Below are 12,059 nucleotides of genomic sequence, written 5' to 3'. Positions count from 1 at the left end.
ATGATTATGCAAATTGAAAAGCTAAGAGGAAAAGGACTCGATCAATTATTTGAATCAGTGCTATCTTTGAACAATTTAGAAGAATGCTATCGATTTTTTGATGATCTTTGTACAGTAAATGAAATTCAGTCTTTAGCGCAGCGCCTTGAAGTTGCCCGCATGCTACGCGAAGGGTTTACCTATCACAAAATCGAATCTGAAACAGGTGCCAGCACTGCAACAATATCCCGCGTAAAACGCTGCTTAAATTATGGAAACGATGCATACACAATGGCTCTTGAACGAATTCAAACAGAACAAACTAAAGAGTAAGAACAAAAGCGCGGGGCGCCTTGTTCAGCCCCGACAAGCATACCTCGAGGCAGTCAAGAACGCGACGTCCTGTCGCATTAACTGCACTAGCACGTCCTGTGCGTCGGGGCTAGGCGCTGGAGCTGGATGCAGAAACGCATACTAAGTTTGAAATTCATATGAAGTTTGATGGTAATTAAAAAGGAATGCAATCCCTAGCGGATGATGCATTCCTTTTTAATTACCTTATTTTCGTGTTAATTCCACAACCTTCTACATTTTTTATAGCATTAAAATTTGTTATAATAAAAAGATGGACATTAGTAAGTCGTGGTGACTAGAAAGAAGTCACTGAAACGGAGGAGTACTTCATGTATGACATTACCGAGTGGAGACATGTGTTCAAGCTCGATCCGAATAAAGAAATAAGTGATGAACACCTTGAGTTAATTTGTGAATCTGGAACAAATGCGGTTATGATTGGTGGAAGTGATAACATTACACAGGATAATGTTTTGGCGATCATGTCTAGAGTGCGCCGCTATCTTGTGCCTTGTGTGTTAGAAGTTTCCACGATAGACTCAATTGTACCGGGTTTTGATTTATATTTCATACCTACCGTTTTAAATAGTAGAAAAACAGAGTGGATTGTTGATTTACATCACGAAGCTGTTAAGGAATATGGCGACATTATGAGCTGGGATGAAATGCTTGTGGAAGGCTATTGCATTCTAAATGAAGACTGCAAAGCCGCTACATTAACCGAGGCAAAAACCGATTTAACGATAGACGATATTAAGGCATACGCGCGTATGTCAGAGAACATGTTCAAACTGCCTATCTTCTACTTAGAGTATAGTGGTAAGTTTGGAGATTCCGAAGTTGTAAAAGAAACGAAATCAGCATTAAATCAGACAAAGCTTTTTTATGGTGGTGGAATTACATCCCCCGAACAAGCAAGAGAAATGGGAAGCTATGCTGATACAATTGTAGTAGGCAACATAATTTATACCGATATAAATTCGGCATTACAAACGGTAAAAGCTGTAAAAAATTAATTGCATCGAGGACTAAACTTGATGTAAAATAGAACATATGTTTGTTAGGGCGGTGACGGAAGATGCAATTTTTATCAAATCAATTGCTAACTGGATTAAATGATATGCAACAACAAGCGGTGAAAGCAACGGATGGTGCGCTATTAATTATGGCGGGTGCCGGAAGTGGGAAAACACGTGTGCTTACACATCGCATTGCTTACTTAATGACTGAAAAAGAAGTCGCTCCATGGAATATATTAGCGATTACCTTTACAAATAAAGCATCTCGGGAAATGAAGGACAGAATTCAACGTATTTTAGGCCCTGGTGCAGATGATATTTGGATTTCAACGTTTCACTCTATGTGTGTCCGAATTTTACGTCGTGATATTGATCGAATGGGCTTCAACCGTAATTTTTCAATTCTAGACACAACCGATCAGCTATCTGTTATAAAGACGGTACTAAAAGAAAAAAACCTCGATCCTAAAAAGTTTGAACCAAGAAGCTTATTAGGATCCATTAGTAGTGCTAAGAATGAGCTCATAACTCCAGAGGAATATGATAAATCAGCAGCTGGACCTTATGAGCAAGTGGTTAGTGATATCTACCGAGATTATCAAAAGAAACTAAGAAAAAACCAATCACTCGACTTTGATGATCTAATTATGATGACCATTCAATTGTTTCAAAGAGTGCCTGAAGTTCTTGAATTTTATCAACGGAAATTTCAATACATTCATGTCGACGAGTATCAGGATACAAACAGAGCACAATATATGCTGGTTAAGTTGCTTGCCTCTCGATTTAAAAATCTATGTGTTGTTGGAGATTCGGATCAATCAATCTACCGTTGGCGCGGTGCGGATATTGCCAACATTCTTTCGTTTGAAAAAGATTACCCGAATGCAAATGTAATTTTGCTAGAACAAAACTACCGCTCAACAAAACTAATCCTGCAGGCGGCAAATCAAGTCATTCAAAAGAATGCAAACCGAAAGCCAAAAAACCTTTGGACCGAAAACGCTGAAGGATCCAAAATTTCTTATTTTCGTGCGGATAGTGAAGCGGCAGAAGGACAATTCGTTGCAGGGAAAATTAAGCAGTTCGTTGACGCAGGTAAACGAAAGCTATCTCAAATTGCAATACTTTACCGAACAAATGCTCAATCACGTGTTATAGAGGAAGTACTATTAAAATCCAACCTTAACTACACAATCGTCGGCGGCATTAAGTTCTATGACAGAAAAGAAATTAAAGACCTTCTTGCTTACTTAAAACTAATCGCCAACAATGATGATGACATTAGTTTAACGCGAGTCATCAACGTGCCCAAAAGAGGCGTAGGTGCGACATCAGTTGATAAAATTGCCAACTACGCGGCTGCAAACGATATTTCAATGTTCCGCGCTCTTGAAGAAATTGATTTTATTGGCGTTAGTGGACGTACCATCAATGCCTTAACTGAATTCCGAGATCTTGTGCGCAACTTAACCAATATGCAGGATTACTTATCTGTTACAGAACTAGCAGAAGAGATTATTGATAAAACAGGCTATCGTGAGATGTTGAAGCAAGAAAAAACGCTTGAAGCACAAAGCCGTCTAGAAAATATAGATGAGTTTTTATCTGTTACTCAAAACTTTGAAAAACAAAACGATGACAAAAGTCTTGTCGCTTTTTTAACGGATTTAGCGCTCGTTGCAGATATCGATAAATTAGAGGAAGATGAACAAGAAGACAAAGAAAAGGTTGTCTTAATGACTCTGCATTCAGCAAAAGGACTAGAGTTTCCGGTCGTATTCTTAGTGGGACTAGAAGAAGGTGTATTTCCACATAGTCGTTCCTTAATGGAAGAGGATGAAATGGAAGAAGAACGCCGTCTTGCTTACGTTGGAATTACAAGAGCCGAAAAAGACCTCTTTATAACAAACGCCCAAATGCGCACACTTTACGGTCGAACAAGCATGAATCCTGAATCACGGTTTATTTCGGAAATTCCAAGTGACTTAATTGATCATTTACATGAACAGAAAAAAGACTTCAAATCGCCATTTTCGCAAGCTCAACGCCGACCTGAGAAACATCCACCAGTCTCAAGACCAATTGCCACTTCAACTGGCGGAGACGAGATTTCGTGGGGTGCCGGAGATAAAGCTGAGCATAAAAAGTGGGGAACTGGAACGGTTGTTAGTGTAAAAGGTACAGGTGAAGGAGTAGAGCTTGATATTGCCTTTCCAAAACCAATCGGCATTAAAAGATTGCTCGCTAAGTTTGCACCGATTACTAAAGCGTAAGATGAAAGAATGAAAGGGCTGGAAACGTCATGAACAAACAAGAGGGAACAGCACGTGTCGAAGAGCTTCAAGAGCTTTTAAACGATTATAACTATCACTATCATGTTCTAGACAAGCCGAGTGTGCCTGATTCTGAATACGATAAATTAATGAACGAATTGATTGAGTTGGAAAATTCATTTCCAGAGTTAAAATCCTCTCATTCACCTACACAGCGAGTAGGCGGCGCGATTCTTGAAGGCTTTCAAAAGATTGAACATAAAACGCCAATGCTTAGCCTAGGGAATGCGTTTGATGAGCAAGAATTAAGGGATTTTGACAAACGCGTTCGTAAAGTAGTTGGTGATGATGTGGGGTACATGGTTGAGCTCAAAATAGATGGACTGGCTGTGTCCCTTCGATATGAAAACGGAAAGTTTGTTCAAGGCGCAACACGTGGCGATGGAACGATTGGTGAAGATATCACGGAGAATCTTAAAACGATCAAATCAATTCCGCTTCGCACAAAAAAGAACGTTTCAATTGAAGTTCGTGGTGAAGCGTTCATGCCTAAAAAGTCATTCGAAAAATTAAATGAAGCCAAGATTCAAGCGGAAGAAGAGCCGTTTGCGAATCCAAGAAATGCGGCAGCAGGATCGCTTAGACAGCTTGATCCCAAAATTGCGGCGAAACGAAATCTTGATATTTACGTCTATAGTATTGCAGACCTTGGCGAGACAGGTGTAACAAAGCAAAGTCAAGGACTCGATCTCCTTGAAGAGCTTGGTTTCAAAACAAATCGCGAACGCAAGAAATGTCAGAGCATTGACGAAGTGATCTCACTCATTCAGCAATTTCAAGAAAATCGCGCTTCGCTAGCGTACGATATTGATGGAATCGTTATAAAAGTAGACTCACTTCAACAGCAAGAAGAACTAGGTTTCACAGCGAAAAGCCCTCGTTGGGCAGTTGCTTATAAATTTCCTGCTGAAGAAGTAATGACAAAGCTGCTAGACATTGAATTAAATGTTGGTCGAACAGGTGTGATTACACCGACTGCCATTTTAGAACCTGTACGAGTTGCCGGGACAACCGTCCAGCGTGCTTCTCTTCATAATGAAGACTTAATACGAGAGAAAGACATCAAGCTAGGGGATTATGTTGTTGTAAAAAAAGCCGGCGATATTATCCCTGAAGTTGTTAACGTATTAGTAGAACACCGAACGGGTGAGGAAAAAGAGTTCTTGATGCCAACGAATTGTCCTGAATGTGAGAGCGAACTGGTACGGATTGAAGGAGAAGTCGCGTTACGTTGCATCAACCCTAAATGCCCAGCACAAATAAGAGAAGGCCTTATTCATTTTGTCGCTCGAAATGCGATGAATATAGATGGATTAGGAGAAAGAGTCATTGCACAGCTTTTCCAAGAAGGATTAGTAAGCAATGTTGCCGATATTTATCGTTTAGAAAGAAATCAACTCCTTCAGCTAGAACGAATGGGTGAAAAGTCAACTGACAACTTACTAAGTGCGATTGAGAAGTCAAAGGGAAGCTCACTTGAAAAGTTACTTTTTGGACTAGGCATTCGACATGTTGGAGCAAAGGCAGCTAAAACATTAGCACAGCATTTTGAGACAATGGAACGATTGCAAAATGCTTCAAGAGATGAGATTATTGCGATTAATGAAATAGGCGACAAGATGGCTGATGCAATTGCAACTTATTTTGAAAATCCTGAGGTTCAGCAGTTGATTTTAGAATTACAGTCACTAGGTGTTAATCTCAACTATACGGGTCCAAAGCTTATTAAAATAGAAGAAAGTGACTCCTACTTTGCTGGCAAGACAGTCGTTTTAACAGGAAAGCTAGAGCAGCTTTCAAGAGATGAAGCAAAAGCAGGAATAGAAGGATTAGGTGGGAAAGTAACGGGGAGTGTGAGCAAAAGCACAGACTTAGTCGTTGCAGGGGAAGCGGCTGGAAGTAAGCTAAGCAAAGCCGAAGATTTGAACATTGAAGTTTGGGACGAGGCAAGGCTCCTAGTAGAATTAAATAAATGAGGTGTGTACCACTTTGAAAATTAAACGAATAATGGCGCTAGCAAGTTGTTTGCTATTAACAGCTTGTGCACCAAGTTTTGGAGAGCCAGAGGAGATCGTTCAAGAGACAGAAGATGAGTCAAAAGAACAAGCCATCATTCCAAAGTACAATATATCGGATTCGTATTATAAAATGATCCTTCCATTTAAGGAAGGGGAGGCAAGAGGATTAGTAACCGAAAGATTGAATACGAGACTCGACATTGATGAGTTTGAAACAGGATTAATGCGTATCGCACAAAGCACATTTTCTACCGAAAACTACCTCTATCAAGAGGGCCAATATCTAAAGGAAGATACAATCCGCAGCTGGCTAAGTAGAAAGCTTACAGGTGAACGTTTAGAAAAGGCACAAAAGGATGCGAAGGATGAGGATGAGACGTTCTCAAATTTAGGTCTTAATCCTCCTGAATCAACAGCAAAAACTGAGGATGAACGTAATGAAGAAAGTCCGATTTATTTAGCACATATGCTTGAGCATAACTACTTAATTCGCAAAGATGAGAGCACCGTTGAATTAGGCGGTGTCGTAATTGGTCTTGCTCTTAATTCGGTTCACTACTATCGTCAAGAAGCTGGCTATCCTAGAGAACGTGAAATTGACCGAAAAGAATTACAAGCTCAAGGAGAAAGAATAGCACAAGAAGCTTTAACTCGAATTAGGTCGACAAAAGGATTGGAAAAAGTGCCGATTGTGTTCGCTCTTTACGAACAGGAGGCTAAATCATCCATAGTACCTGGAAACTTTATTGCGAGTACAGTGGTAAAAGAAAATAGTAACAGCGTCGGTGGCTGGGAATCAATCGATGAAGAATACTTTTTCTTTCCATCTCCTGAAGGCACAGAAGCCTACAGAGACGATGCAACGATGTTTAACCGTTTCAAAACAGACGTTGATGAGTTTTTCCCGAATTACACTGGTGTCATTGGTAAAGCCTATTATAAAGATGGAGAATTTCAGGAATTGAAAATTGAAATTCCAATGCAATTTTATGGAAAAGCTGAGGTTATTGCATTTACTCAGTTTGCAACAGGAAAAGTGATGGAGTACTTCCCAGACTATATTTCTCTAGAAGTAAATATCACATCAACAAGTGGTCAAGAAGCACTCATCCTACGAAAGCCTGGCCAAGAAACACCGACTGTACACATATATAAATAACATAGAGGGAGTGGCGAGAAACCACCCTCTTTTACATGAAAACGATCTACATAAATCAATGCGTATTTATCTTATAATTGCGACTATTAACACATTGTTTGAAACTCTGATCAGGTATCAGTTAGAATGATACATGTAATCGTTTTATTTTTATAATTTATAAAACGAGAGACTTCTAAAGTATTGAAGTCATTGGCAAAAGGTGCAATTTGTGCATGCGCACAGTCTTTACGTAAATTTCACTATTTAGGAGGCGAAGGGCAATGGTTGTACAATATAAACATGAGCCATTTACTGATTTTTCAGTTGAAGGAAACAAAAAGGCGTTTGAAGAGAGCTTACAATTGGTAGAATCCTATTTAGGTCAAAATTACGATTTAGTAATCGGTGGAGAGCGTATCTCTACTGAGGATAAAATTGTTTCTGTTAACCCAGCGAATAAAGAAGAAGTAATTGGTACCGTTTCAAAAGCAAACCAAGAGATTGCTGAAAAAGCGATGCAGGTTGCGGATTCAACATTCCAAACATGGCGCAAGTCAAAACCAGAAATGCGTGCAGATATCTTATTCCGTGCTGCTGCAATTATCCGTCGTCGCAAGCATGAATTTTCTGCAATCCTTGTCAAAGAAGCAGGAAAGCCTTGGAAAGAAGCGGATGCAGATACTGCAGAAGCAATTGATTTCTTAGAGTATTATGGACGTCAAATGTTGAAATTAAAAGATGGTATTCCAGTTGAAAGTCGTTCAATGGAGTACAATCGTTTTAACTATATTCCACTAGGTGTAGGTGTAATCATTTCACCTTGGAACTTCCCGTTTGCAATTATGGCTGGTATGACAACGGCTGCTGTTGTAGCTGGAAACACCGTTCTATTGAAGCCCGCTAGCACAACACCGGTTATTGCTGCGAAGTTCATTGAGGTTTTAGAACAAGCGGGATTACCTGCAGGTGTTGTTAACTATATCCCAGGTAGTGGTGCAGAAGTGGGAGATTATTTAGTTGATCACCCTCGTACTCGTTTTATTAGCTTCACAGGATCACGTGATGTAGGTCTTCGTATTTATGAGCGTGCATCCAAGGTTCACCCAGGCCAAATCTGGTTAAAACGTGTTGTAGCAGAAATGGGCGGAAAAGACACGATTGTTGTTGATAAATCTGCTGATCTAGAGCTAGCAGCACAATCAATCGTTGCATCTTCATTTGGCTTCTCAGGTCAAAAATGCTCTGCATGTTCACGTGCAGTCGTTCTTGAAGACGTTTATGATCAAGTGTTAGACAGAGTAGTAGAGCTTACAAAAGAATTAACTGTTGGCAACCCTAATGATACTACACACTTCATGGGACCAGTTATTGACCAAGCAGCATATGACAAAGTTATGAGCTATGTTGAAATTGGCAAACAAGAAGGTAAATTAGTTGCTGGTGGAGAAGGAGACGATTCAAAAGGATTCTTCGTTCAACCAACAATCTTTGCAGATGTAGCTGAAAAAGCTCGCCTGATGCAAGAAGAAATTTTCGGACCAGTTGTGGCATTCTGTAAGGCAAAAGACTTTGATCATGCGATTGAAATTGCAAACAACACAGATTATGGCTTAACAGGTGCGGTACTTACAAACGATCGTGCAAACATCGAAAAAGCGCGTGAAGATTTCCATGTTGGAAACCTTTACTTCAACCGTGGCTGTACAGGTGCTATCGTTGGATACCAACCATTTGGTGGATTCAACATGTCAGGAACAGATTCTAAAGCTGGCGGTCCTGATTATTTGCTACTTCACTTACAAGCAAAAACAACATCTGAAACATTGTAATATAAAAAGCGCGGGGCGCCTTGTTCATCCTTAGGCATAGCATAAGGAGATTCTAGGGTAGAAGGCGTTCTTTGCCTTCAATTTAGAATTGACTTATGACCTCGAGGGGCTAGGCGGTGGCAGTCAAAAAAGCGACGTCAATCGCCATGACTGCACTAGCACGTCCTGTGCATCGGAGCTGGACTTGCGAAACTCAGGCTTAGTACCAAATCTTATACTTTCTGATCTGATAACAAAAAAGGCTAACTCATAATATTGAGTTAGCCTTATTTTAAAAGATAAGAAAGTATAAGTTTTTTGTACTTAGTTTTTGTGTCTAGCTCCAGGCGCCATCGGCTCGAGGTCATAAGCCAATCCGTCCAGAAGGTTAAAGAACAACCTTCCAGCCGGCTCGTCTTATGCTTGTCGCCGATAAGCGGGCGCCTTGCGCTTTTCTTATGTATAAATTAACCCTTCCAATAAAAACGTCCGTCTTTTTCTTCATCAACAGAGGAAGTATACTGATCTTCCTTACTTTCTTGAGGAGCCTTAAATTCCTCTTGATTTGTTTCTCTAGCAACGATGACTTCGGAATCAGAATGTGGAGCATTACTAATCTTTTGAATTAATTCTAAAGTAAGTTGATTTCTGTTACGAAACTCACTTAAAAATAGGGAAAAAGCGATAAAGGCACCACCGCTGATAATACACTTAATATATGGATCCAAGCCATAGGTGCTTTGCATCAGCACCATACTTAAAGATTGTCCACTATACATTTCCTGCTCGTCCTTAAATGTTTGAAAAACAAGAGAGTAATGCTGAATAATACCTACACCGCCAGCAATAATCAAAAACGCTCCAAATCCGACAAGAAACTTTTTCAAAAATTCCCACTCCTTTACAAATTTCTCTGTTTCAATTTTAACAGAATCTTTAGGGAATTAAACTAACAGAATACAAAAAAGGCTGACATTTTGTGGAGTCAGCCCCTTTTGTATGTCTGAATTTATTTTGTTGCTTTCCTCAGAGTGTCTTTCATTTCGTCAAACGTATCCTCAACACTTTGCGAAGGCTCTTTTGTTAGCAAGCTGACCACTAAGGCAGCAAGTAAACTTAAGAAGAAGCCTGGAATCATTTCATACATAAACTCTTTTAATGGAGCAATGCTTACCCAAATAAGAACGGTAACAGCTCCAACGACAATACCAGCTAAAGCTCCCCATTTGGTCATTCGCTTCCAATACAAGCTTAGTAGAATAGCAGGACCAAACGCAGAACCAAAGCCAGCCCATGCATATCCAACAAGATCCAAGATTGTATCGTTAGGATTAATTGATAAGATAATCCCAATAATTGCTACTGCTAAAACAGATAATCTTCCTATGAGAACAAGTTCCTTATCAGAAGCGTTGCGACGTAAGAATGCTTTATAAAAATCCTCTGTCACAGCACTAGACGTAACGAGTAGCTGAGAAGATATTGTACTCATAATTGCAGCGAGAATGGCCGCGAGTAAGAATCCAGTAATAAAAGGATGAAATAATACTTCAGAAAACATAATAAATACCGTTTCCGGATCATCAAGTGTTGTATTTGTCTGTGATGTATATGCAATCCCGACAAGACCAGTGAACATGGCACCGAGAACGCCGATAATCATCCAGCTCATTCCAATTCGACGAGCAGGCTTAAGTTCATGAATAGACTTTATTGCCATAAAGCGAACGATGATATGTGGTTGACCGAAGTATCCTAATCCCCATGCTAATAAAGAAATAATTCCGATAAATGAAGTACCTGTAAAGAAATTTAATAAACTAGGATCAATGTTGCGAATTTCTGTAAAAGCAGGCTCTATTCCACCTACATTCGTAAAAGCAACGATCGGAACTAAAACTAAAGCAATAAACATAATTAAACCTTGAACAAAGTCAGTTAAGCTTACTGCTAAAAATCCCCCAAACAATGTGTAGGCAATGACAACTCCAGCTGTTAAAAATAAACCAATCTTATAATCCACTCCAAAAGCCGACTCAAACAATGTACCACCTGAAACCAATCCTGCAGATGTATACAAGGTAAAGAAAACAAAAATAACAATTGCTGAAACACTACGGAGAATTTTGCTCGTATCGTTAAAGCGATTTTCGAAGAACTCAGGAATTGTAATTGAATCGTTGGCAACTTCCGTATACGTACGTAGTCTTGGAGCTAGGAGTAAATAATTTAAATAAGCACCAATCGTTAATCCAACCGCTAACCATAAACTTGATAATCCTGTAACATACATCGCACCCGGTAATCCCATGAGCATCCATCCACTCATATCAGAAGCACCTGCTGATAATGCTGTAACAGCAGGACCGAGACCACGTCCACCCAACATATAATCATTTAAGCTAGACGTCTTCTTGTAGGCATACCAACCGATTAAAAGCATGCCAATCATGTAAATAGCCAAAGATATTAAAATTTCTACTTGCACCAAATCTCTCCCTTATTGTTTTTTTACATCGGGAAGATTATTTACGCATCCCTAGGAATGTCTCCTAATTAAAAAAAAGTGCAAAAAACATAAGGATTCCTTATTTCATATAATGCATAATCGAAAAAAAGTTTGCGTAAATATCCTCGTTGATGTTACCGTATCCAACTTTTGGCTTACGGTTTTAAACCTAACAAACATTTCCCTAACATTCAAGGAACTAAACATAATCTAGGTGACTGTTAATCTCTTGTAGTAACTAGCCTTAACATAAAGAAAGCGTTTTCATATAAAAATAAAGTAAAAATATTCTGAATATTAAAAGGTGGCCATTATCAGTAAAGCCTACCCCTATTTTACAACATGCCACAACAGGTGCCTATTTAATAGAAGGACAAGAATAAGCTTAGGCAATTTAAATGAGTCATACATAAGATAGATGGAGAGAATTTGCCTATTTGGAGGAGGAAAAAAAGTGAATGACCCAATGAAAAAGATGAATGACTTTTTTCAAAGTCGACCGAAACGAACACTATTAGACTCAATCGATGCTTACCTTAGTCAGAAACCTTTATCAAATAATATTCCAACTGAAATTGTTGAAAATGAACATCAATTTATCATAACTGTTGAAGTGCCTGGAATACCTAAAGAAGACATTGATGTGGAAATCCTTGGTGAAGATGTTTGTATAAAAATTAAGGAACAAAACCACAATAACCGAACTATCGGTGGAAAAAAGTATATTCACATTCCACAGCATGTTTCAAAAGCAAATATGAAAGCAGTTTACCGTCATGGACTTCTTGAAATTTCATTAATGAAAAAGAAAGCAAAGAAAATTGAGATTGAATAAAAGGGAGACCGCTAGTAATTGAATCTGGCGGTTTTTTTAAATCCTTGAAATAGCGGCATT

General features: G+C 39.1%; 9 protein-coding genes. 7 read left to right on the top strand and 2 right to left on the bottom strand.

Features of this window, described 5'->3' with window-relative positions; genetic code table 11:
• Positions 1 to 6: 6 nt before the first annotated feature.
• The 6 genes from ACFFIX_RS17515 (at position 7) to pruA (ending at position 8,676) form a co-directional block, all read left to right on the top strand.
• Positions 7 to 312: a YerC/YecD family TrpR-related protein gene (locus ACFFIX_RS17515; RefSeq protein ID WP_378936265.1), complete on the top strand. Its 306-nt coding sequence runs from the start codon at positions 7 to 9 to the stop codon at positions 310 to 312.
• A 350-nt stretch (positions 313 to 662) separates the two neighbouring features.
• A complete protein-coding gene (gene pcrB, locus ACFFIX_RS17510) occupies positions 663 to 1,349 on the top strand; it encodes a heptaprenylglyceryl phosphate synthase (RefSeq protein ID WP_378936263.1) in 687 nt (228 codons plus the stop codon).
• Between the two features lie 62 nt (positions 1,350 to 1,411).
• Positions 1,412 to 3,628: a DNA helicase PcrA gene (gene pcrA, locus ACFFIX_RS17505; RefSeq protein WP_378936261.1), complete on the top strand. Its 2,217-nt coding sequence runs from the start codon at positions 1,412 to 1,414 to the stop codon at positions 3,626 to 3,628.
• 29 nt (positions 3,629 to 3,657) lie between these two features.
• The gene (gene ligA, locus ACFFIX_RS17500; RefSeq protein WP_378936259.1) at positions 3,658 to 5,664 is read left to right on the top strand and encodes an NAD-dependent DNA ligase LigA; all 2,007 of its coding nucleotides are present in this window, start codon (positions 3,658 to 3,660) and stop codon (positions 5,662 to 5,664) included.
• A gap of 19 nt (positions 5,665 to 5,683) precedes the next feature.
• Complete coding sequence (locus ACFFIX_RS17495; protein WP_378936305.1) at positions 5,684 to 6,865, top strand: CamS family sex pheromone protein; 1,182 nt, start codon at positions 5,684 to 5,686, stop codon at positions 6,863 to 6,865.
• A gap of 263 nt (positions 6,866 to 7,128) precedes the next feature.
• Complete coding sequence (gene pruA, locus ACFFIX_RS17490) at positions 7,129 to 8,676, top strand: L-glutamate gamma-semialdehyde dehydrogenase (RefSeq protein WP_378936257.1); 1,548 nt, start codon at positions 7,129 to 7,131, stop codon at positions 8,674 to 8,676.
• 446 nt (positions 8,677 to 9,122) lie between these two features.
• Here pruA and ACFFIX_RS17485 read toward each other — a convergent pair whose 3' ends face one another.
• Both ACFFIX_RS17485 and ACFFIX_RS17480 read right to left on the bottom strand, forming a co-directional pair.
• Complete coding sequence (locus ACFFIX_RS17485) at positions 9,123 to 9,542, bottom strand: hypothetical protein (RefSeq protein ID WP_378936255.1); 420 nt, start codon at positions 9,540 to 9,542, stop codon at positions 9,123 to 9,125.
• Between the two features lie 122 nt (positions 9,543 to 9,664).
• Positions 9,665 to 11,143, bottom strand: a complete 1,479-nt coding sequence (locus tag ACFFIX_RS17480) for a proline transporter OpuE (protein WP_378936253.1) — start codon at positions 11,141 to 11,143, stop codon at positions 9,665 to 9,667.
• A 475-nt stretch (positions 11,144 to 11,618) separates the two neighbouring features.
• Here ACFFIX_RS17480 and ACFFIX_RS17475 point away from each other — a divergent pair, with 475 nt between their 5' ends.
• Positions 11,619 to 11,999 (top strand): Hsp20/alpha crystallin family protein, encoded by a 381-nt coding sequence (locus tag ACFFIX_RS17475; RefSeq protein ID WP_378936251.1) that lies wholly within the window; start codon positions 11,619 to 11,621, stop codon positions 11,997 to 11,999.
• Positions 12,000 to 12,059: the final 60 nt, after the last annotated feature.

The sequence above is a fragment of the Metabacillus herbersteinensis genome (genome assembly GCF_042433335.1).
GTDB classification, from domain to species: Bacteria; Bacillota; Bacilli; order Bacillales; family Bacillaceae; genus Metabacillus; species Metabacillus herbersteinensis.
The sequence above is the reverse complement of the archived record's forward strand: the minus strand, read 5'-3'. Positions and strand labels throughout refer to the sequence as shown.

Bases quoted from the DNA above. Each gene is read 5' to 3' on its own strand.
- pcrB (WP_378936263.1), top strand. From the start codon at position 663: ATGTATGACATTACCGAGTGGAGACATGTGTTCAAGCTCGATCCGAAT.
- ACFFIX_RS17515 (WP_378936265.1), top strand. From the start codon at position 7: ATGCAAATTGAAAAGCTAAGAGGAAAAGGACTCGATCAATTATTTGAA.
- pruA (WP_378936257.1), top strand. From the start codon at position 7,129: ATGGTTGTACAATATAAACATGAGCCATTTACTGATTTTTCAGTTGAA.
- ligA (WP_378936259.1), top strand. From the start codon at position 3,658: ATGAACAAACAAGAGGGAACAGCACGTGTCGAAGAGCTTCAAGAGCTT.
- pcrA (WP_378936261.1), top strand. From the start codon at position 1,412: ATGCAATTTTTATCAAATCAATTGCTAACTGGATTAAATGATATGCAA.